This is a genomic window from Niveispirillum sp. SYP-B3756 (assembly GCF_009495745.1).
Lineage (GTDB): Bacteria > Pseudomonadota > Alphaproteobacteria > Azospirillales > Azospirillaceae > Niveispirillum.
Map to the genome: position 1 here is coordinate 331,254 of NZ_WIDQ01000006.1, position 22,570 is coordinate 353,823.

Consider the following 22,570-nt stretch of genomic DNA (forward strand, 5'->3'; position numbering starts at 1 on the left):
GGCTGTTGCGCCGTCAAGCGGTAGCCTGACGGCGTAAGGTGTTAATCACCCAACCAGATCCCAACGACGCGGTGCAACTTCTCCGCATCATCCATGGCCAGTTCTACCCGCTTGCGTGACAGGGTCAACCCATAAAGTCCCCCATCATCATCCTGGCGCAGATAAAAGGCCAGCGGTGACCAGGAAACCCGGTTCACCACCAGATCGCCCACCTTGGCGGTGGCTTCCGGATTGACCAGCAGCACGGCACCGGGGGCGAAGGCCGGGGCATTGTTCAGATCAGCCACCGTTACCGCATAGGCGCCGGCGACGCTGCGCAGGGCCGCCGGTCGGGCAGTCTTGCTGCGAGCGGTGGCGTTGCTGCCTTCGCGGGCAAGATCACGCCCGTCATAAAGCGGCAGCTCTGTTTCCGCCTTGCTGTCGCCCAACATGCTGCGCAGCGGGCTGGAGGGGGAGAGCATGTCGCTCGGCCCCACCCCGAAAATCTTCGCCAGCCGGATGACATGGTCGGGTCGGAACGGCCGAACCCCGTTTTCCAGTTTTGAAATCTCGCTTTTCGACAGCCCGGCGGAATTGGCCAGCGTCGCCAGACTCATCCCCCGCGATGTCCGCATGGTGCGGAGATGCACCCCATCATGATGTTGCACTTGCTGCGTCTCCCCTGCGTGCCTCTGCTGGAAACATACATCAATGGTGGTGGGCGAGAAGAGGCAGGGCATAGTCCAAAGGGTTAGGTCGCTTTTGAGCGAAATTTAAAATGGGTTCGTCGTCGAACCTTTGTGTGGGGTCAACAAACGGCGTTCGGGAATTTGTTCCAATATTTATGGCGAAAAATACGGCAGCGTCTTTCGCTCGGCACCGACTCTTTGTGGTGGATATTGGCGTTTTCGCACATCCGGCTGGGGTAGCTCTCACCTTGCCGTGCGCGGCATCCCGTGCCACCCTTTCTTTCAATAAGCGAGGGAGGAACCTGTGGTCGATAAGCTGTATCATTTTGTCGGTGGCGCGCGGGTAGAGGGTAAATCCGGCCGTTACGCACCGGTCTTCACCCCCATGACGGGCGAGATTTCGGCTGAGGTGCCGCTGGCCAGTGCGGCCGAACTGGCCGAGGCCGTGGCCAATGCCAAGGCGGCGCAGCCGGCCTGGGCTGCCACCAACCCACAGAAGCGCGCCCGCGTGCTGATGAAGTTTCTGGAACTGCTGAACCGGGATTTCGACAAGCTGGCCCTGAAACTGGCCCTGGAACATGGCAAGACCATCCCGGACGCCAAGGGCGATATCCAGCGCGGGCTGGAGGTGGTGGAATTTGCCATCGGCATTCCGCATCTGTTGAAGGGTGAATTCACCGAAGGCGCAGGCCCCGGCATCGACATGTATTCGATGCGCCAGCCGCTGGGCGTTGTGGCCGGCATCACGCCGTTCAATTTTCCTGCCATGATCCCGATGTGGAAATTCGCGCCCGCCATTGCCTGCGGCAATGCCTTCATCCTGAAGCCGTCGGAGCGTGATCCCTCTGTGCCGCTGCTGCTGGCGGAACTGATGGCCGAGGCTGGCTTGCCCAAGGGCATTTTGAATGTGGTGAATGGCGATAAGGAAGTGGTGGACGCCATCCTTGACCACCCGGATATCAAGGCGGTGGGCTTTGTCGGTTCCACCCCGATTGGCGAATACATCTATTCCCGTGGCACGGCCAACGGCAAACGGGTGCAGGCGTTCGGCGGGGCCAAGAATCATGCGCTGATCATGCCCGATGCCGATATGGATCAGGTGGTCGATGCGCTGATCGGGGCTGGTTATGGCTCGGCTGGTGAACGCTGCATGGCCATTTCCGTGGCGGTGCCGGTGGGCCAGAAGACGGCGGATATGCTGGTCGACCGGCTGGCCAGCCGGGTGCGCACGCTACGCGTTGGCCCTTCCACCGATCCGACAGCGGATTTCGGCCCCGTCGTCACCCGCCTGCATCTGGACAAGATCAAGGCCTATGTCGATATCGGCATTAAGGAAGGGGCCGAACTGGTGGTGGATGGCCGCGAACTGACCCTGCAGGGCTATGAGAATGGCTTCTACATGGGCGGCGTGCTGTTCGACCGGGTGACGCCGGACATGCGGATTTATAAGGAAGAAATCTTCGGGCCAGTGTTGTCCGTGGTGCGCGCCGACGATTATGAGGCTGCCTTGGCCCTGCCGAACGATCATGAATACGGCAATGGCGTCGCCATCTTCACCCGCGACGGCGATACGGCCCGTGATTTCGCCGCCCGGGTGGATGTTGGCATGGTCGGCATCAATGTGCCGATCCCGGTGCCGCTGGCCTATTACACGTTCGGCGGCTGGAAGCGCTCCAGCTTCGGTGACCTGAACCAGCATGGCCCGGATAGCGTGCGTTTCTACACCAAGACCAAGACGGTAACGTCGCGCTGGCCATCGGGCATCCGCGACGGGGCCAGCTTCGTCATCCCCACCATGGGGTAAGGGGGCCAGCCGCTCCGGCTTTTCTCAGAAATCGCGGCCTTATCACGCTCTCCCAGGGCGGGCCGCACACTGGGGCGGTGCTTGAGCTTCGGCCTTATCAAGGCCAAAGACAGCACCGCCCGTTTTCTTATGCCAAGGATCGACCGAGATGGATTTCGATCTGACCGAGGACCAGCGCGCCATCCAGGATCTGGCGCGCGGATTCGCTGCCGAGCATATGGCCCCGTTTGCTGCCGACTGGGACGAAAACCAGATTTTCCCGGTGGCGGTGTTGCGCAAGGCGGCGGAACTGGGCTTTGCCGGGCTCTATTGCCGTGACCAGTTTGGCGGTACCGGCCTGGGCCGCCTGGATGCGGCGATCTTGTTCGAGGAGTTGTCCGCCGCCTGTCCTTCCACCGCCGCCTATCTGTCCATCCACAATATGGCGGCCTGGATGATCGACACGTTCGGCAATGAGGAACAGCGGGCGAAATGGCTGCCCGATCTGTTCAGCATGGCCCATTTCGCCAGCTATTGCCTCACCGAACCGGGGGCGGGGTCGGATGCCGCCTCATTGCGCACCCGTGCCGAACGCGATGGCGATCATTATGTGCTGAATGGGTCCAAGGCCTTCATTTCCGGCGGTGGCACCTCTGACATTTATGTGGTGATGGTGCGCACCGGCGGGCCGGGGCCGAAGGGGATTTCGTGTCTGGTGGTGGAAAAGGGCACGCCCGGCCTGTCCTTCGGCAAGAAGGAGCGCAAGATGGGCTGGAACAGCCAGCCCACCGCTCCGGTGATTTTCGAGGATTGCCGCGTACCCGTGGCCAACCGGCTGGGGGCTGAAGGCGATGGCTTCAAGATCGCCATGAAGGGGCTGGATGGCGGGCGGCTCAACATCGCCTCCTGCTCCCTGGGTGGCGCGCGGGCCTGCCTGGACGCGGCAAAGGCGCATATGGACCTGCGCCAGCAGTTTGGCAAAAAACTGAACGAGTTCCAAGCGTTGCAGTTCAAGTTGGCCGATATGGCCACCGAACTGGATGCAGCCCGGCTGATGGTGCATCGTGGTGCCGTGGCGCTGGATGCGGGCCATGCGGAGGCGACGACCTGGTGCGCCATGGCCAAGCGTTTTGCCACAGATGCCGGTTTCCAGATCGCCAATGATGCACTGCAGCTTCATGGCGGCTATGGTTACATCCGGGAATATCCGGTGGAACGCATCCTGCGCGATCTACGTGTCCACCAGATCCTGGAAGGTACCAACGAGATCATGCGGGTGATCATCGCGCGGCGGCTGTTGCAGCCCTGATCACCCGCCTAAAAATGGGGAAATGACCGTGAGCTACGAAAATATCCTGGTTGAAACCAAGGGTGCCGTCGGCATCGTCACGCTGAACCGTCCCAAGGCGCTGAACGCGCTCTGCGATGCGCTGGTGACGGAGATGGAACAGGCGCTGAATGGCCTGGAGTCGGACCCCGCCATCGGCGTGATCGTCGTCACCGGGTCGGAAAAGGCGTTCGCCGCCGGGGCCGACATTAAGGAGATGGCCGGCTTCAGCCATATGGACGCCTATCTGAACGATTTCATCACCAAGAAATGGGGCCGGCTGGCCACCTGCCGCAAGCCCACCATCGCCGCCGTGGCCGGCTATGCCCTGGGCGGCGGCTGTGAATTGGCGATGATGGCGGATTTCATCATTGCGGCAGACAATGCCAAGTTCGGCCAGCCGGAAATCACCATCGGCACCATCCCCGGTGCCGGTGGCACCCAGCGCCTGACCCGCGCCATCGGCAAGGCCAAGGCCATGGAAATGTGCCTGACCGGCCGCATGATGGATGCGGCGGAGGCGGAGCGGTCCGGCCTTGTCGCCCGCGTGGTGCCACTGGCCGACCTGATGGCGGAGGTGCTGAAGGTGGCGGAGAAGATCGCCACCATGTCCCGCCCGGTGGCGATGATGGCGAAGGAGAGTGTGAACCGTGCCTTTGAAAGCAGCCTGACCGAAGGGCTGCTGTTCGAACGCCGCACCTTCCACAGCACCTTCGGCCTGGAAGACCAGAAGGAAGGCATGGCCGCCTTTGCCGAAAAACGCCCGCCCGCCTTCAAGGGCCGCTGATGAAAAAGGGCCGGCCCTTGGGTCGGCCCTTTTTGCATATGCGAAAGTTTCTTGCGTGCATCGCAGCGGAGGCATAATTTATCGTTACAGATAAAACATGAAAATCTGGGAGGATTTTGGATGAGCACGCTGAACGATGTCGTGATTGTTTCTGGCACCCGCACCGCTATTGGGGGCTTTGGTGGCAGCCTGAAGGATATGGCCCCGGCAGAATTGGGCAGCCTGGTGATTGCCGAAGCGGTGCGCCGCGCCGGGGTGGCCCCGGCCGATGTGCAGCATGTGGTGATGGGGCAGGTGATCCCGTCGGGCCCGCAGGACGCCTACATGGCGCGCGTGGCGGCGGTGAATGCCGGCATCCCCACCGCAGCCCCGGCGCTGACGCTGAACCGGCTTTGCGGTTCCGGTATTCAGGCCATCATTTCTGTCGCCCAGATGATCCGGCTGGGGGAATGCGACGTGGCCGTGGCTGGTGGGGCGGAAAGTATGAGCCGGTCGCCCCATGTCATCCCCTCTGTGCGCTGGGGCCAGCGCATGGGTGATGCCGCCGTTGTCGATGCCATGGTGACGGTGCTGACCGACCCGTTCCACAAGATCCATATGGGCGTCACGGCTGAAAATGTGGCCGAACGCCATGACATCGACCGTGCCACCCAGGATGCGCTGGCGCTGGAAAGCCATACCCGCGCCGCCCGCGCCATCGCCGAAGGCCGCTTCAAGGAACAAATCCTGCCGGTGGAGGTGAAGGCACGCGGGGGAAGCCGCCTGTTCGATACCGATGAACATGTCCGCCCCGATGCCAAGCTGGAAGATTTCACCAAGCTGAAGCCGGCCTTCAAGAAGGATGGCACGGTAACGGCGGGCAATGCGTCGGGCGTCAATGACGGGGCAGCGGCGGTGACGCTGATGTCGGCCGATGCCGCTGCCGCCCGTGGCATCAAGCCCATGGCCCGCATCCTGGGCTGGGGTCATGCCGGGGTGGAACCGGAGGTGATGGGGCTGGGTCCGGTCCACGCCGTGCCCATCGCCCTGCAACGCGCCGGCCTGTCACTGGCAGATATTGATGTGATTGAAGCCAATGAGGCTTTTGCCGCCCAGGCCTGTGCAGTGTCCAAGCTGCTGGGCTTCGATCCGGCCAAGGTGAACCCCAATGGCAGCGGTGTTTCGCTGGGCCATCCGGTGGGGGCGACGGGGGCCATCATCACCGTGAAGACGATCTATGAACTGGCCCGCACGGGCGGCCGCTATGGGCTGATCACCATGTGCATTGGCGGTGGCCAGGGCATCGCCATGGTGGTGGAACGGATTTAATGCCACCGGCCTGATAAAAAGCCGCATCAACCCAGCCCCATCCAAGGGCGGCCCCCGGCGCGATCCGGGGGCCGCCCTTTCTTTTTGTCCACGGTGCGGTTGGCTATGTCATCATGACTGGAATTTGCTGCTTCTTTCAAAAACGCGATTGCAATCGTTTGTAATGTGGGAGTATGGTTATATTTAAGAACAAAACGAATAGTCCGGGAGGTACAGGTGGCCAGGGTATCCAGAGCCAGGCTGTTGGCAGGATGCGTCGCATCGCTGTCGCTTTCCACGGCAATTGTGGGGTGGGCTGCTTCCGCTGGAGCGGCTGAGCCTGCTTTTGAGGGCCGCTGCGCGGCCGTTGCCACCCTGATGCAGGGCCAATGGCCCGATGCATCCACCCAGGTGCAGGCCGCTCGCTATCTGCCCGAGGGCGCGACCGTGCCGCCGGAGCCGTTTGAACGGCCTGCCGGTCCGCCGCCGGCCCTGAAGCCGCATTGCGTCATCGATGCGACCATGGCAGCGCGCACGGGCATTGATGGTCAGCATTATGCAATCCGCTTCCGGCTGCGCCTGCCGGAAAACTGGAACGGCCGCTTTCTGTTCCAGGGTGGGGGCGGCACCAATGGCAATATTGGCAATGCGCTGGGTCTGGTTCCCGGTGCCGGCTTGACGGAACCGGCGGTCAACCAGGGCTATGCCGTCGTCAGTCAGGATTCCGGCCATGACAATGCCAGCAACAGCGATCCGGCCCGGGGTGGCCCCGTCGCCTTCGGCTGGGATCCGGAGGCACGGCGGAACTATGCCTATGCTTCCCTGCAAACGGTTGCGGACAGTGCCAAGGCATTGATCACCCGCTTCTATGGTCGCACGGCCGACCATTCCTATTTCGCCGGCTGTTCCAAGGGCGGGCAGGAAGGGCTGATGGCCGCCCACCGCTTCCCCGACATGTTTGACGGCATTGTTGCCGGTGCCCCCGGCATGTCGCTGCCGCGTGCCGCCCTGGCGCAGAATTGGGATGTGCAGGCCTTTGGCGCCCTGCTGCCGCCGGATGAAAAGGGCAAGCGCTCGGTTTCGGCCCTCTCCCGGCTGTTCAGCGCCGATGATTTTGTGTTGATCCGCCGGGCGGTGCTGGATGCCTGCGATGGCGATGATGGCTTGGCCGATGGCATCATCAGCCGTTATGGCCAATGCGGCGGTGCCAAATTGCAAAAGGCACTGGAAAGCGTGCAATGCGCCGCCGGCGCCGAGGATGGCTGTGTTGATCCCGGCAAGCTGGCGGCGCTGAAAAAGTCGCTGGCCGGGCCGAAAGGGAAGGGTGGGGCCGCCCTTTATGCGCAATGGCCCTGGGATGCCGGGATCGGATCACCGGATTGGGCGGTGTGGAAGCTGGGCCTTGTTCAGCCGCCGGTCCCGCCACTGAATGTGGTGATTGGCGGGGCGGCCCTGCATGGGCTGTTTTCGCCCGCTCCCCGGTCCTTGGGCATGGACCCGCAGCAGATATTTGAACAGCAACTGACCTTTGATTTTCAAAAGGATGGCGACCTGATCCACCGGGTGGCCGCCCCATTTACGGTTTCGGCCTGGGAAGAGATGTCGGCCCGATCCCCCGATATCGATGCCTTCCGTGCCCATGGCGGCAAGCTGATCGTGCCGCATGGTGTCTCCGATCCGGTCTTCTCCATCAACGATACGCTCAATTGGTATCGGGAGATGGATGAACGTTATGGCGGACAGGCCGCCGGCTTTGTGCGGGTCTTCCCGGTGCCCGGCATGGGCCATTGTGGCAATGGCCCCGCGACAGACCGTTTTGCCGCCTTCCAGGCCATGGTCGATTGGGTGGAACGGGGGCAGGCCCCCGACAGCCTGACCGCCACGGCCGGGCCGCAAAGCCCCTGGCCCGGCCGTACCCGGCCACTCTGCCCCTATCCAACCTATGCCCGCTATGACGGCACGGGAAACAAGGAAGCCGCTGAAAGCTTCCAATGCGTGGGAGGAAAGAAGTCGTGAAGAATTCCTTGTTCAAGCGGCTGTTGTCGGTGTCGGCGCTGACCCTGCTCTGTGTGCCGGCCGCCCTGGCGGCGCCGGACGGGCGCTGGGTGCAAAGCTGGGCCTCCAGTCCCTCCTTAAATCTGGAGAAGCTGCCCTTCGATTTCTGGCGCCCGCCGGCAGAGGTGCAGGGCACTTTGCGCTATAAGATGCGCATCACCGCTGCGGGGGATGAGGTTCGCGTCCGCTTGTCGGCCGAAACCTTGCCCACGGATGTGCAGGTGTCGGCGGTGACCATCGCCCTGGCGGATGCGGCCGGCAATCTTGATAGCAAGAGCGTGGCCCCGCTGCACTTTTCCGGTGGCACCGCGGCCCGTATTGCCGCCGGTGCCCCACTGGTGAGCGATCCGCTGCCCCTGCAGGTGGCGGCCGGTGCCATCGTTTATGTGACCTTGCATCTGCCGGCACCGGTGACCATTCCCCAGGCTGACCCGCTGCATGTGGTGGAGGTGGCGGCCGGTGGCGATCAGACGCGGGCGGCCAAGCTCACCGGCGGTCGGGTTGAAACCGGACGGGAGATCGTCTCCGCCATTCTGGTGCGCGCCACCAAGAGGGCGCGCACCATCGTCACCTTCGGCGATTCCATCACCGATGGAACCGGGGCCAAGGATGCGAAGATGCGCGGCTGGCCCGATCAGTTGGCGGCCCTGCTGCGCCAGAAGGGGCAGAACGACGTCGCCATCGCCAATGCCGGCATCGCCGGTAACCGCGTGCTGCGGGACGAGATGGGGCCGGCGGCGCTGGCCCGCTTCGACCGCGATGCCCTGTCGGTGCCCGGCGTCACCGATATCGTACTGCTGGAAGGCATCAATGATCTGGGGTTGAGCGGGCTGGAAAATCCGCGTGGGCCGGGCCATCACCCGGTTGTCACGGCGGCCGACCTGATTGCTGGTTATCGCCAGCTCATCGCACGGGCCAAGGCGCGGGGGGTGAAAATCCACGGTGCCACCCTGACCCCCTTCCTGGGATCGCCCTTTCCCGGCTATGCGACGCCGGAAAAGGAAGTGGTACGGCAGGAGCTGAACCGCTGGATCCGCACCAGCGGGGAATTTGACAGCGTCATCGATTTCGATGCTGCCGTGCGTGACAGTGCCGATCCGCAGCGGATCAACCCGGCCTATGACAGCGGCGACAAGCTGCACCCGTCGGATGCCGGTTACCGCGCCATGGCGGAGACAGCACTGGGTGTTCTGCTGAAGTAAAGCGAGCCGTACCCCGGAAGGACAGAGACAACCCGCGCCCCTGGGCGCGGGGACGGGGCCTTGCTGCCTGCTTTCCGGCAATGTCCGGGCCAAAGACCATAACCAACAAATATAGAGGGGAAGGAAAATGACACGTCCATGGAAGGTCACGCGTGCGGCCTTGTTGCTGTCGGCCAGCACCATGCTTGTTTCGGCTGCCGCCCTGGCGGCTGAGACCGAAACGTCAGAGGATATGCTGGCGGAAATCGTGGTGACGGCACAGAAGGTGAAGGAGACGCTGGCCAAGGCGCCCATCGCCGTTTCCGTGCTGAACCCGGATATCCTGGACCGCCAGAATATTACGGTGGCGAGCGATCTGGTCACCGCGGTGCCGAACCTGCAATTCAGCCAAAATGGCTTTGCCATGCGTGGCATCGGCAGCAATAACGGCTTCAGCGGTTATTCCACGGTGGCGACGCAGGTGGATGGCATCTATGCCCCCTTTGCCACCACGCTGACGCTGGGCATGTTTGATATCGGTGCCATTGAGGTGCTGCGCGGGCCGCAGGGCACCGTGCATGGCCGCAACGCCACGGCGGGCGTGGTGAATATCAATACGGCCGATCCGGACAACGATTATGCCGTCAGCGGTGACGTGCAATATGGATCGCATCAGGATGTGCAGGTCCGCCTGCATACAGACCTGCCGGTTGCGGATAATTTCGCCCTGCGTGTCTCTGCCTTCCGGCATGTCAATGACGGGCTGTCGCCGCGATATTCGGCCCAGGACCGGTTCGACAAGACCGATCAGACGGGCCTGCGCCTCACCAGCCGCTGGAACATTGCCGATAACCTGACCTGGCGCCTGTCGCTGAATTATGGCCGGGATGAGGGGACGACCCCGCTGGTTTACCTGGCCAACTATAATTATTACCCTAATGCTGATCTGAAGACGGGCCGCTTCGGCCCGGCAGAGATCATCAAGACCCATGAACCCAATCCCGGCATCCAGAAGGTGCGCGACAATGGCAAGGATGTCCGGGAATATAGCGCCCGTTCCCGCCTGACCTGGAAGATTTCCGATGCGGTGACGGCAACCTATCTGGCCGGTTATTCCGTGTTGAAAAATGATGGTGTGGTGGCCAGCACCGGCGTCTTCTCGCAGGAATATCTGGACCAGCGCCAGAAGGCCAGTTCCCACGAACTGGATATTAATTACGAGGCGGAGCGGATTTCACTGGTCGGCGGCGGTTATTATTATTGGGATGACACGCCGTCTGGTCAGCGTCTGCTGCACGCAGGCAATACGGCACCGGCCCCGTTCGCCAGCGTGTTCAACGCCTTCGGTCCCATTTCTGCCGGTACCGGCAAGCAGATTTCCACCATCGCTGCTGTGGATGTGGTGAATAGCTATACGGATTGGGGTAGTGAATCCGCTGCTGTGTTTGCCCAAGGCACCTTCCGGGTGACGGACCGGTTCCGTCTGCTGGCCGGTCTGCGCTCCACCTGGGACACGGTGCATGGTGGCCAGCAGGAACTGGTCTGCTTCGGCGGCACCGTCACCCGGCAGAATATCAACAGCACCACTTGCCCGGCCGGTGGTCTGGGCTTGACCGATGACCGGGCACGCGCGTCGGAAAAATTCAGCAAGGTCAGTTGGAAGGCGGGGTTGGACTATGATTTCACCGATGAAATCATGGGCTATGCCACGGTCAGCACCGGCTATCGCGCCGGCGGTTTGCAATCCAGCACCAACCCGGCCCCCTATACAAGCTACCGGCCGGAAACGGTGACGAACTATGAAGCCGGGTTGCGCGGTAACCTGCTGGATCGCAAGCTGTTCCTGTCGGCGACCCTGTTCAATATGGATTACCAGGATCTGCAGGTTTCCAGCGTGATCAGCACCGCCACCGGGCCGGTGGCGGTCACCACCAACGCCGCCAAGGCGCGTATCCGGGGTGTGGAACTGGAAAGCCTGTTCCGCCCCACGCGCAACGACCGCATCTCGGCCTATGTCTCCTATCTGGATGGCAAATATAACAGGTTCCCCAATGCATCGGAAAATCTTCACAGCGCCGATGTGATGTACAATATCTTCGCGCCCATCATGGGTTATGCCCCCATTCCCGGTGCGGTGGCGGATTTCTCCGGCAACCGTCTGGCCAATGCCCCACGCTGGAGCGCGCGGCTGGGCTATGAGCATATTTTCGATCTGCCGGGCGGCAGTACGCTCAGCCCTGCAATCGATTTCTATGTGCAGTCCAAGACGTTCAGCGACAGTGCCAATTATGGGCAGGGCCGCAATGGCGGTTATAGCAAGACCGACCTGAACCTGCGCTGGGAAAGCGCTGATCAGCGCTATTTCGCCAACGCCTTCGTCAATAATGTGGAAGACAAGCGCGTGGCCAATCAGACCACCGTGGTCTGGAGCTCCACGACAGCCACCTATAACCCTGGCCGCATGGTTGGCCTGCGGGTGGGGGCGAGCTTCTAGGATGCCTTTGGCTTAACCTTCCTCCCACGGCCCCGTCATCCTGCGTAACAGGGTGCGGGGCCGCTTTTTTCTCACCAGGCGGCCTGGTAGATGGCCAGCGCGTCGGCTTCCAAAATGGGGCGGGGGTTGTTGACCAGCAGGCGCTGTTGCAGCATCGCGTCCTTGGCCATCTGCGGCAGGTCGGCTTCCGTCACGCCCACGGCGCGCATCTGCTGCGGCAGGCCGCTTTCGCGCGACAGGGTGACCATGGCGGCCACCAGCCCTTCCGCCTGTGCGCTTGGGGATAGGCCGGCCAGCGAAGGGTCGACCAGCGGGGCCAGTTCGGCATAAAGCGGGGCCGTCACCGGCATGTTGAAGGCCATCACATGCGGCAGCACCAGCGCGTTGGACAGGCCGTGCGGTACATGGAACAGCCCGCCCAGCGGATAGGCCAGGGCATGGACGCCCGCCACCGGCGCATTGGCGAAGGCAACGCCTGCCAGATGGGCACCCAGCAGCATGGCGCTGCGCACCTCCACATCGCCGGGCGTGCGGCAGGCCTTCAGCAGGTTGGCGGCCAGCAGGCGCAGCGCCTCACGCGCCAGCATGTCGGACATCGGGTTTTTCAGCCGGGCGCTGGTATAGGATTCGATGGCGTGAACCATGGCATCAATGCCGGTGGCCGCCGTCACATGCGGCGGCAGGCCCAGGGTCAGCAGCGGGTCCAGCACGCTGACATCGGGCAGCAGAACCCCGGCGCTGACCCCACGCTTTTCGCCATTGCCGACGGAAATGACGGTGACAGGCGTGGCCTCCGATCCCGTGCCGGCCGTGGTGGGGACCAGCAACAGGGGAAGGCGCCGGCCCTTGGCCTGCTCCACACCCCAGATCGCCTCCAGATCATCACCGGATGCCAGCAGATAGGCTGCCAGTTTGGCCACATCCATCGGGCTGCCACCGCCCACGCCCAGCACGGAAACAGCACCCGCCGCCCGTCCCGCCGCCACCGTGGCCAATACGGTTTCACGCGAGGGATCGGGTTCCACCGCATCGAAAATGCTGACCGGGATACCGGCCTTTTCCAACGCCTCCAGCACCGGGGCCAGCAGGCCCAGGCTGCGCACGCCCTTGTCCGTTACCATCAGGCAGGGCCCCGCCGGCAGATGGTCTGCCACCTGTCCGGCCGTGCCGGGACCGCTCAACACGCGGGGACCATAGCGGAAGCGGAAGGACGGGGCGGACATGGGCGGGCTCCCTGATGGCGGTTTGCGGGCGGTGGTTGCCTTATCGGATGCAGCGGTAATGCCGGGGCCACGGGCCGCCCATGGAAATATTCCAGGGTGGCCACATGGCGGATAAAGAACGGCTGGATCAGATGTTCAGGTAATCAATCACCCAGGGTTCCTGCGCTGCGGCCGCCATCCATTCCCGCATGGCGGGCAGGGCGAAGATGGCGTCGATATAGGCATCGGCCTCTGGCGTCAGCTCACCCCCCTGCCAGCCGCGCAACCGCACGCAGACCGGGGCATACATGGCATCCGCGATGGTGAAATGGCCGAACAGGAAGGGGCCGCTGGCCCCGAATCGGGCGCGGCAATCGGCCCACAGCGCCTGGATACGGGCGATATCGCCGGCAGCGGCCGCCACCCGCTCCGGCACATCATGCACCTGATGCAAATCGAAGAACAGGTTGCGGCGCAAATCCATGAAACCGGAATGCATTTCCGCCGCCACCGCGCGGGCCACGGCGCGGGCCTTGGCATCGGCGGGCCAAAGCTGCGCCTGCGGGAACAGTTCCGCCACATATTCGCAGATGGCCAGACTGTCCCAGACGGTCAGATCGCCCTGCTTCAGCACCGGTGCCTTGCCGCTCGGTCCATGGGTCAGCAGGGTCTGCGTGGTCTCCGGTGTACGTAGCCGCACCAGGACTTCGTCAAACGCAGCACCGGCGGTGCGCAGGGCCAGCCAGGGGCGCAGCGACCAGGAGGAATAGCGCTTGTTGGCGATCACCAGGGTCAGGTCGGTGGGGGCGTGCGTCGTCATCTCAGCTTCACCATTGCGATGGGGGCCGGGGGAGAGTAGGGCTGGAAGAAAGGGCGACCAAGCCCGAAAATCCATACCCGCCTCTGCAAAAGGACCAAGCCCCAAGTGCTGACCTGTCTGCTGCCCGCCCCCGCCGCCGATACCGTTCCCCTGACGCTGCTGACCAAGGATGCGCTGGATGGCTGGCTGAACGCCGCACCGGCGGCAGAGGCCGCCTGGGTGCGCCGCCTGGGTTTCAAGGCCACCCCCGGCAGCACCGCCCTGATCGGCAGCGCTGATGGCGCGCTGGTGCGTGTGCTGGTTGGTGTGGCAGAGAAACTGGATATCTGGTCGCTGGCGGGCCTGCCGGGCAGCCTGCCCGCCGGCAGCTATGTCCTTGACACGGCGCTGGAGCCGGCGACGGCGACCGCTGTCGCCACCGGCTGGGCCCTGGCCTGCTATCAGTTCACCCGCTACAAGAAATCCACCAAGAGCTTTGCCAGCCTGGTGCTGCCGGCCAATGCCGATGCGGCGGCGGTGGAGCGCTTTGCCCGCTCTGCCACGCTGGTGCGCGATCTGGTGAACACCCCGTGCGAGGATATGGGGCCGCCGGAACTGGCCGCCGCTGCCGAGGCGCTGGCAAAGGAATTCGGTGCCAGCTTCAGCGTGATTGTGGGTGACGACCTGCTGGCGCAGAATTACCCGATGATCCATGCCGTCGGCCGTGCCGCCGCCAAGGCGCCGCGCTTGATCGATATCCGCTGGGGTGATGCGGCCCATCCGCTGGTCACCCTGGTGGGCAAGGGGGTCTGCTTCGATACCGGCGGGCTGGACATCAAGCCTTCATCGTCCATGCTGATGATGAAGAAGGATATGGGCGGCGGGGCGCACGCCCTGGCGCTGGCCCGGATGGTGATGGATGCCAGGCTGCCGGTGCGGCTGCGCGTGCTGGTGCCGGCGGTGGAAAATGCCGTGGCCGGCAATGCCTTCCGCCCGATGGATATCATCCCCACCCGCAAGGGGCTGACGGTGGAAATCGGCAATACCGATGCCGAAGGCCGCCTGATCCTGTGCGACGCCCTGGCAGAAGCCGATGGGGAAAAGCCCGCCCTGCTGCTGGATTTCGCCACGCTGACAGGGGCCGCCCGGGTGGCGCTGGGGGCGGACCTGCCGGCCCTGTTCAGCAATGATGATGCGCTGGCGGCGGAAATTGCGGCGGAAGCGACGGCGACGGATGATCCGCTGTGGCGCCTGCCCCTGTGGCAGGGCTACCGCCCGCAGCTCGACAGCAAGATCGCCGATCTCAACAATGCGCCGGGCGGTGGTATGGCCGGGGCCATCACGGCGGCCCTGTTCCTGGAACAGTTCGTCTCCAAGGACACGGTCTGGGCCCATGTGGATCTTTATTCCTGGAATGCCAGCACCCGCCCCGGCCGGCCGGAAGGCGGGGAGGCGATGACCTTGCGGGCCTTTTTCAACGTGATCGCGAAGCGGTTTCCGCCGGCCGCTTAAACCCGCTTCGGGCTGATTCGTTCCCGACTTGCCGAAAAACGCTTTATTCGGCAAACTCCGTTTCGCGTCCGGTTGCGATTTTCCGCAAAACCCGGCGCGAAGCGGTCGGGGGCGGGCATGTCACGGAACCTTGAGGCGCTGCAACTCTGGCGTGGGGCCCTGGTGGCCTCTGTCCGCAAGGACGGGCCGGACCTTTCGGCACGGCAATTGGCCCTGATGCTCACGGTCTATCTGACCCCGCCGCCCCATACGGTGCGCGGGCTGGCACAGACGCTGAATGTCTCCAAGCCCGCCATCACCCGCGCGCTGGACCGGCTGGGCCGACTGGGCTACATCAAGCGCAAGCGCGACCAGGATGATCGGCGCAACGTGTTGGTACAGCGGACCGTGAAAGGGTCCGTGCATCTGGCGGAATTCGGCCAGATGGTGATCGATGCGGGGCGCACGGCCGGACCGGTTGGCGAAGATGGCGGGGCCTTTGATGCCCCGCTGGATATGAATGGCGCCGTCGCCGCCCTGGCGGTGGAAGGCGCCCGACCGGAAGCCCTGGCCCCATCGGCATGACCGACCAAGAAATTCTCGACAAGCGTGTTCACCCGTATCGGGATGACCTCGCGGCCTCCTATCTGCGTGGCAAGGTCACGGCTGCCCGCTTCATTGATGGTGTGCCCTGCCAGATCGGGGCCGGCTTCGCCACCCTGAAGGAAGAGCCGGGCTATGAGGCACGGCAGGCGTCGGAACTGCTGCATGGTGAAGCCTTCACCGTGCTGGAGGAGCATGATGGCTGGGCCTGGGGCCAGAACGGCACCGATGGCTATGTCGGCTGGCTGCGGGTGGAGGCGTTGGATGCCGACCCGGTGCCGCCGACCCATCGGGTGACGGCACTGCGCACCCTGCTCTATCCCGGTCCGGACCTGAAGCTGCCCTTCGTCGATATCCTGCCCATGGGCGCCCTGGTGGCCGTGGCGGGGGAAGAGGGGGATTGGCGCCAGTTGGCCGGTGGCGGCTGGCTGCATATCCGCCACGTCGCCCCGATTGGGCAAAAGGCTGCCGACCCGGTGGCGGTGGCTGAACGTTTTGTCGGCACGCCCTATCTCTGGGGTGGTCGCACCAGCATCGGTATTGATTGTTCCGGGCTGGTGCAGGTGGCCTTGCTGGCTGCTGGCATCAATTGCCCGCGTGATAGCGACCAACAGCAGGCGGCCATTGGCACCCTGGTTTCCAGCGATGGAACGGGGGTCGCGTTCCAGCGTGGCGATCTGGTGTTCTTCCCCGGCCATGTCGGCATCATGGTCGATGGGGTAACGCTGCTGCACGCCAACGCGTTCCATATGGAAGTGGTGGCCGAACCGCTGGCCGATGTCGTCGCCCGCGCCGGGGGCAAGGGGATCAGCGCCGTCAAACGGCTGTGATTTGGTCGGTGTCGCCGCCGCTGTAATGGCGGCGGCATTTCTTTTTAAAAGCGAAGGCCCGCCGGTCATCTGACCGGCGGGCCTTGCCATAACTATTCTGGTCCCGATAGGGATCAGAACTGGAACTGCATACGCAGGGCAACCGCGTCCAGGCCCTGATCGGTGCCGTTCGGGCGATCAACCGTGGTGTTGACATAGTTCAGCATGAAGCGGATGGCGTTGTTCACGTACCAGTTCACACCGATGGTCCAGTTCTTTTCCTCGCCGGTGCCGTTGCCGGCAACACCACCAGCGCGGTCGATCAGGTTGACGGTGGAGTAACGGGCCGCCAGTTCCCAAGCGCCAAAGCCATTCTGGCCAACCGGCCAAGCCGGCTTCACACCGGTCCATTCACCCGGCTTGTAGGTACGACGCTCGCCGGTCAGGATGTAACCAGCGGAGACATAGTAGCCGTCGAATTCCGGATCCTGGAAGCTGTTGCGGGTGGTGGTGCCCGGCAGACGATCTTCGGTGTCGGCGCCGAACATGTAATATTCGCCGGCGACCCAGAAGTTCTTGAAGTTGGCGCCCAGGTCGGCGCCATAGGCCCACTGGCCCTTGATCTGGCTGATCGTGCCGGTGCTGGTGAGCGAGGTGCGGTTGCCACCGATGCGCAGACCCGGACGGTCACCGAACGAAGCGGTGGTGGTGATCTGGGTGGCACTGGTGCGGGCAGCGGCCTGCGGGGTGACCTGATAGACACCCGACACGCCGATACCGGCGCCGCCTTCATTGTTGGCGTAGAACTGGTAAGCAGCGCGGCCCAGCAGGTTGACCATGTCGTCGATGGCGCCGGTGGTGCCGGTGGCGTTACCGGTCACGTAACCGGCGACGAAGTAGTTGTCGCCCTTGTTGGAGATACCAACGCCGGTGCGGCTGTCGGAACCGCCGATACCGACAACAATGTTGTTGATCGGGGAGCGTTCCATGAAAGCGATGTCGTTGGAGGACGTGCTGTCATCCAGCGTGAACTTCGGCTGGAACACACCCATGATCACCTGGGTGTTCTTGACGCCGTTATAGGTGATGTTGGCAGCCTGAATCTGGGAGGCACCGCCACGGTCACCCGCGAAGTTGCCGGTGAATTCGAAGCCCCAATCTTTGTAGACAGTGCCGGCAACGCCCAGGAAAGCGCGGCGCAGCTGGAAGCCGTCGGTGGCGTCGGTGGTGTAATTGTCTTTATGCACCCAGGTGCCGTAATCCATATGGATACGGGCGCGCAGGGCAACGTCAAACTTCTTGTCGGCGGTCTGCACGCGCATACGGCCGCCATCAGCCGTCACCTTCGGCAGATCGGCCAGCTTCTTTTCCGTCGTGACCTTGTCCTTAGCGACGCTGTCCTTCAGGCTGGTCAGCTGGCCCTGCAGGGCCTGGATCTGCTGGGCCAGAGCGTCCAGCTGAGCCTGGGAAGCGCTACCCGCGCTCTGGGCCATAGCCGGGGCGGCGATGAAGGCCGCGCCGAGCATCGTGCCGGCCAGCAGGGAAGTCTTGAAGGTCATTGTTGTTTCTCCGGTGGGATTCGCGCCGAGAAAAGCCGGATAACGTTCCGCTGTCGGCACCGCGCCGAAAACTAGGTCGGATCGTCCCAAGCCCCGCCGGAGGGCTATCAAAAGCCTATTACCGATTTGATGTGGTTTTGTTGCAGTAAAAAGACTGACCGATGGTGTTGCATATTCACCACGCACCGGAGAGAGGTGGCTTGCGTCACGTCCTTGTCATAAAACTGGGTTCAGGAATGTCCAGTTGCAGGGCACGTGGCAGGCCCGATAACAGGCGCAAAGGAATGAAAAGCAAATAATGATTGAAAGGCAAGGTGATAGCGGGAACTATGTGATTAGCTTGGAAAACCGACGGCAATGCGTCTAGACCAGGAACACGAATGCCGGCCCATAGCGCATTGATATCGGGGGATGAGGGGAAGGCCCTCCCTGACGATTGCCTGATTCCATCAGGCAACGGTTCTGATTATCGGCGTGGGACCAGCCAGATCGTGGTTCCCATATTGCTGCTGCTGGCCATTTCCATGCTGGTCCTGGTGACTGCCCTTTCCATTTCCGCCATTTATTATGATATGGCGGAGGCTGGAAAATCCCGGCGCAGCATGGAAGAAGCACTCGCAGCTGCCGAACGGGCGCTTGCGAATACCACCGTTGACTACGCCGCATGGGGTGAGGCAGTTGATAACCTGGTTGACCGCACCGATCTGGAATGGGCAGACCGCAATATTGGTGTCTATCTCGGCGCCATCCACCAGATTACTGCCAGCCTTGTGATCGACCAGAGGGGCAAAGTCATCTATGCCTCCCTGAATGGGAAGGCTTTGCCCGACCCGGATAAATGGGGACCAATCCCCCCGGCGATGCAACGAATGCTGAAGCAGGCCCAGGCGGCACCACCTGGCAGGCCGGTTGCTGTAACGGGGCTAGTGTCGATCAATGGCGGTCTGTTCATGACCGCTGTCGCCGACATCCGCCGGGAGGAGGGGGGAGCGCCGATTCCCGACGGCAAGGTCATGGTTTTCATGAAAACCATGGATCGGCCAGCACTTCTGGCCATTTTCAAGCCGGTACTGGAGGAGATGGATATCCTCACCATGCGACCGCCATCTGGTATTTTCCGCCTGGAACTTCCCCTGCGAGAAGCACTTGCCCCTGCGGATGCACCACCGGTTGCCTGGTTGTCCTGGACGGCGCCTATGCCGGCCCTCAGCTTCCTTCTTAAACTCAGTTGGTTCCTGGTGCCGTTGCTGCTGCTGCTGCTTGGGGGGGCTTTCGCGGTTTTACAGCGGGTGCAGCGCAACGCGATGAAGGACATGGTGGATGTGGCCTCATTGCATCGCTTGCAGACACGCGCCCAGGTGATGGCGGAAAGTGTGCCTGACCTGCTCTGTCTGCTGCGCAATGGCCGGGTGGAACTGATCAACCCAGCCGGCTGCCGGCTGCTTGGGGCGGCCTCGGCAGCGGAGTTGCAGGGACGCTATTTTGTTGACCTTGTGGTGCCGGTGGGGCGGGTGGCGTTTCAACGCGTTCTCCATTCGGAACTGCCGTCGCAGAAGGATGCCGGGCAGTGGCACCATTTGGAACTGCTCAGTCTGTGCGGGGCGACCGTTCCTGTTGAACTTTGGCTCCGCCCCATCACCAGGATGGGCGATGATGAAATAATTCTTTTCGCCCGGGATCGACGGTTGGAGCTGGCCCGGCGAGCGCAGATTCATGCTGCCGAAGCCCGTGCCACTATCGCAGACCGCGCCAAGGTTCATTTCCTGGCCAATATCAGCCATGAACTGCGAACCCCGTTAAATGCTATCATCGGCTTTTCCGCCATTCTGCGGGACGAACTGCTGGGCCATCTCGGTGCCCCGCAATATCGTGATTATGCCGTCGATATCCATGATGGCGGCGTCTATCTGCTGCGACTGGTCAATGACCTGCTGGATATAGCCCGCCTGGATGCTGGTGAGCTTGAACTGCGGGAAGGCTGGGTCGATGTCGGTACCCTGTTGGAACGGGTGGAGCGGCTCACAGCGCAGAAAGCGTCAGAACGTGGGGTACGGCTGGTGGTGCGGGCAGCGCAGGGCGGTATGCGCATATTGGGGGACGAGGTGCGGCTGAAGCAAACCCTGGTCAACCTGATTGGCAATGCGATCATCTACACTGATGGGCCGGGAGAGGTGCAGGTCACTGCCGGGCTGGAGCCGGGATCGGGCGACATCATCTTCAAGGTGACCGACAAGGGGATTGGCATGTCGATGGAAGCCATGCGCCTTGCCCTGGAACCTTTTGCCCAGGTGGATACGGGGCTGGCAAGGCGTCAGGCTGGCGCCGGTCTCGGGCTGCCGCTGGCCAAGGGCTATACGGAGGCCCATGGCGGCAGTCTGACACTACAAAGTAGCCCTGGCCGTGGCACCAGCGTTACTGTCCGCCTGCCGGCGGCGCGGGTGCAGCAGCCGCTGACCGTGCCACCTTAATCCGTCAGCAGACCCAACCCCGCCCAGGGGACCAATGCCGCTCGTATAGCGGAAGGGACTGTCGTCCGGGCCAGCAGGATGGTCAGCAACAGCCTTGCCTTGCGGCCCTGGAGCGGCCCGCCATCAATCAGACCATTGGCGATTAGATGGGCAGCGGTGCCTTCCCCCTGATAGGTACCATCAGCATCGGTATCCCCCCCGCCACAACGGCTGACCAGGATCACCGGGCTCTGCTTCGCAAACTGGATCAGCGGGGCGGCCAGCGCCTGTGGTACATGGCCGGACCCGACACCTTCCACCACCAATCCCTGCCAGTCAGGGCTGGCAAAGGCCGCAATCAACAACGGATCACTGTCCAGCCCTACCGTCACCAGGGCGACCCGCGGCAGGTTGGCTGGATCCGGAAGTGGATAGGGGCCGGGTTGGGGCAGGGGACGCTGCAACAGCCGCACCCGTCCCGTTACCACCGTGCCCAGCGGGCCAATGCCGGGGGAGGCGAAGGCCCCGATGCGCCCTGCATCCACCTTGCGCACATGGCGGACGGCGTGCAACTCCCCGTTCATGCAGATGACGGGGCCAAGGGCAAGTCCGCTCAGGGCCCGCACTGCACACAGAGAATCATTGAGATTGCCCGGCCCGTCCGCCCCCGGCGCGTCGGCGGTACGCATCGCACCGGTCAAAACCAGTGGAATGTCGGCCGGCACCAGCAAGGAAAGCAGGAAGCCCGTTTCCTCCATCGTATCCGTTCCCTGGATGACAATGAATCCTTTGGTGCCTGAAGCTGCCTGTCGACCGATCTCCGCGGCCAGCGCGATCAGGTCTGCCATCAGCAGGTTCTGGCTGCCGACATTGCGCCAGCGGGTGACGCTTACCGGGCCGGCCGGCTCAATACCAGCCTGCTGAAGCAAGGCCGCGCTGTCGGCGGGCGATGCCTTGCCGGCGATCGACAGGATGGTGCCGCCGAGAATGAACAGGGAAATACCGCCCATGTGGAACTCTTGCCCGTGCCGAAGTCTGAACCATGCCCGGATATGCTTAGCCGTCGCCCGACACCAGTGCCCAGATGGCGATGGTGCCCCGCAGCGGTGACGGGGCACCATCGGTATAACTGACCTGGATCAAGGAATTTCCAGCCGATAGATCGTATCATCTGATTGTTATCAATAATCAAGGTTGGAGGAAGCCGATGTACAAGTATATACTTATCCCGGTCGATGGGTCCGAGCTGTCCTTGACCGCTTTGCACAAGGGTGTTGCTTTTGCCAAGGAAGTCGGTGCGAAGATCAAGATCCTGACGGTGATCGAACCTTTCCATGTCTTCTCTGTGGAGACTGAACAACTGGCCCAGACGCGCCTCGAATATGAAGGCCACGCTAAAGACCATGCAGAAAAGCTGCTCTCGGCGGCGGCTGATGTTGCAGCCAAGGCTGGTGTCAGCGCGGAGACCTCTCTGGTGCAAGCCGATCATCCCTATGAGGCCATCATCGAGACGGCGACAAAGGCGGGATGTGATTTGATTGCCATGGCTTCACACGGGCGGCGTGGCCTTGCGGCGGTGGTGCTGGGCAGCCAGACGGTGAAGGTGCTGACCCATTCCACCACACCGGTTCTGGTGTATCGCTGAACCAAGACAAGCTGGACCTCCGCACGTTTGATGGACATGCGTGCGGAGGCGCGCTGACATTTTAACTTTGCGTTGATCTCACGATGGATCGTCCCGCGATGCCGCCAAGCCGCGCCGCGATCTCCCGAACCGGGATCGAAGCCTGGAACATCTCGTCAATCACGCGCCGTTCCGCCAAACTCAGGTGCGAATAGTGCTCTCCCATGGCAGCCTCCATTGCTAACCATCTGATTATAAAGAAGAGTTGCACTTCAAAATAGAATCCACCCGCCTACATCACCGTGTTTCAACAGAATTGAATTGTCAGTGTTCTGAACAAAGTAGAAATGTCAGTGTTGGGGTGGACCGGGTAACGGAGCCGTGGGCGCAGTGGACCGGCCCACCCCAACATTTGCCGGTTTTGCCTTGGCCGAAGCATGTTTGTCCGCCGCTC

The 22,570-nt window shown here is 62.7% G+C and carries 17 protein-coding genes; 12 read left to right on the forward strand and 5 right to left on the reverse strand.

Features of this window, described 5'->3' with window-relative positions; translation table 11 throughout:
- Window positions 1-41: 41 nt before the first annotated feature.
- The gene (locus GE253_RS15005; protein ID WP_173012656.1) at window positions 42-647 is read right to left on the reverse strand and encodes a helix-turn-helix transcriptional regulator; all 606 of its coding nucleotides are present in this window, start codon (window positions 645-647) and stop codon (window positions 42-44) included.
- Window positions 648-972: 325 nt separating this feature from the next.
- On the opposite strand from GE253_RS15005, the gene GE253_RS15010 reads away from it, so the two are divergent.
- The 7 genes from GE253_RS15010 (at window position 973) to GE253_RS15040 (ending at window position 11,582) form a co-directional block, all read left to right on the forward strand.
- Window positions 973-2,472, forward strand: coding sequence for a CoA-acylating methylmalonate-semialdehyde dehydrogenase (locus tag GE253_RS15010; RefSeq protein WP_348770861.1), 1,500 nt, complete (start codon window positions 973-975; stop codon window positions 2,470-2,472).
- A 148-nt stretch (window positions 2,473-2,620) separates the two neighbouring features.
- On the forward strand, window positions 2,621-3,760 hold the full coding sequence (locus GE253_RS15015) for an isobutyryl-CoA dehydrogenase (RefSeq protein WP_153204926.1): 1,140 nt from the start codon (window positions 2,621-2,623) through the stop codon (window positions 3,758-3,760).
- 28 nt (window positions 3,761-3,788) lie between these two features.
- The gene (locus GE253_RS15020; protein WP_348770862.1) at window positions 3,789-4,565 is read left to right on the forward strand and encodes an enoyl-CoA hydratase; all 777 of its coding nucleotides are present in this window, start codon (window positions 3,789-3,791) and stop codon (window positions 4,563-4,565) included.
- A 120-nt stretch (window positions 4,566-4,685) separates the two neighbouring features.
- Complete coding sequence (locus tag GE253_RS15025; protein WP_211101476.1) at window positions 4,686-5,873, forward strand: acetyl-CoA C-acyltransferase family protein; 1,188 nt, start codon at window positions 4,686-4,688, stop codon at window positions 5,871-5,873.
- Between the two features lie 357 nt (window positions 5,874-6,230).
- Window positions 6,231-7,868 carry a tannase/feruloyl esterase family alpha/beta hydrolase gene (locus GE253_RS15030; protein WP_211101477.1) on the forward strand — a complete coding sequence of 546 codons (1,638 nt, stop codon included), beginning with the start codon at window positions 6,231-6,233 and terminating at the stop codon, window positions 7,866-7,868.
- Entirely contained in the window at window positions 7,865-9,109 is a 1,245-nt protein-coding gene (locus tag GE253_RS26560; RefSeq protein ID WP_173012657.1) for an SGNH/GDSL hydrolase family protein, read from the forward strand. Before GE253_RS15030 ends, GE253_RS26560 begins: the two co-directional genes overlap by 4 nt.
- 127 nt (window positions 9,110-9,236) lie before the next feature.
- The gene (locus GE253_RS15040; protein WP_153204932.1) at window positions 9,237-11,582 is read left to right on the forward strand and encodes a TonB-dependent receptor; all 2,346 of its coding nucleotides are present in this window, start codon (window positions 9,237-9,239) and stop codon (window positions 11,580-11,582) included.
- Between the two features lie 71 nt (window positions 11,583-11,653).
- Here GE253_RS15040 and GE253_RS15045 read toward each other — a convergent pair whose 3' ends face one another.
- Both GE253_RS15045 and GE253_RS15050 read right to left on the reverse strand, forming a co-directional pair.
- On the reverse strand, window positions 11,654-12,805 hold the full coding sequence (locus tag GE253_RS15045; RefSeq protein ID WP_153204934.1) for an iron-containing alcohol dehydrogenase: 1,152 nt from the start codon (window positions 12,803-12,805) through the stop codon (window positions 11,654-11,656).
- A gap of 127 nt (window positions 12,806-12,932) precedes the next feature.
- Window positions 12,933-13,604 (reverse strand): glutathione S-transferase family protein, encoded by a 672-nt coding sequence (locus GE253_RS15050; RefSeq protein ID WP_153204936.1) that lies wholly within the window; start codon window positions 13,602-13,604, stop codon window positions 12,933-12,935.
- A gap of 105 nt (window positions 13,605-13,709) precedes the next feature.
- On the opposite strand from GE253_RS15050, the gene GE253_RS15055 reads away from it, so the two are divergent.
- The 3 genes from GE253_RS15055 to GE253_RS15065 all read left to right on the forward strand — a co-directional run bounded on the left by GE253_RS15055 (window position 13,710) and on the right by GE253_RS15065 (window position 16,507).
- Entirely contained in the window at window positions 13,710-15,095 is a 1,386-nt protein-coding gene (locus tag GE253_RS15055) for a leucyl aminopeptidase family protein (protein WP_348770863.1), read from the forward strand.
- Between the two features lie 117 nt (window positions 15,096-15,212).
- Complete coding sequence (locus tag GE253_RS15060) at window positions 15,213-15,659, forward strand: MarR family transcriptional regulator (RefSeq protein WP_153204937.1); 447 nt, start codon at window positions 15,213-15,215, stop codon at window positions 15,657-15,659.
- Window positions 15,656-16,507: an NlpC/P60 family protein gene (locus tag GE253_RS15065; protein WP_153204939.1), complete on the forward strand. Its 852-nt coding sequence runs from the start codon at window positions 15,656-15,658 to the stop codon at window positions 16,505-16,507. Before GE253_RS15060 ends, GE253_RS15065 begins: the two co-directional genes overlap by 4 nt.
- Window positions 16,508-16,620: 113 nt before the next feature.
- Here GE253_RS15065 and GE253_RS15070 read toward each other — a convergent pair whose 3' ends face one another.
- Complete coding sequence (locus GE253_RS15070; protein WP_153204941.1) at window positions 16,621-18,045, reverse strand: porin; 1,425 nt, start codon at window positions 18,043-18,045, stop codon at window positions 16,621-16,623.
- 491 nt (window positions 18,046-18,536) lie between these two features.
- On the opposite strand from GE253_RS15070, the gene GE253_RS15075 reads away from it, so the two are divergent.
- Complete coding sequence (locus tag GE253_RS15075; protein ID WP_173012658.1) at window positions 18,537-20,513, forward strand: ATP-binding protein; 1,977 nt, start codon at window positions 18,537-18,539, stop codon at window positions 20,511-20,513.
- On the opposite strand, the gene GE253_RS15080 is transcribed toward GE253_RS15075, so the two are convergent.
- Window positions 20,510-21,502, reverse strand: a complete 993-nt coding sequence (locus GE253_RS15080) for an asparaginase (RefSeq protein WP_173012659.1) — start codon at window positions 21,500-21,502, stop codon at window positions 20,510-20,512. The genes GE253_RS15075 and GE253_RS15080 overlap by 4 nt on opposite strands.
- A 197-nt stretch (window positions 21,503-21,699) precedes the next feature.
- Between GE253_RS15080 and GE253_RS15085 the strand changes: the two genes are divergently transcribed.
- Window positions 21,700-22,137 carry a universal stress protein gene (locus GE253_RS15085; RefSeq protein ID WP_153204946.1) on the forward strand — a complete coding sequence of 146 codons (438 nt, stop codon included), beginning with the start codon at window positions 21,700-21,702 and terminating at the stop codon, window positions 22,135-22,137.
- Window positions 22,138-22,570: the final 433 nt, after the last annotated feature.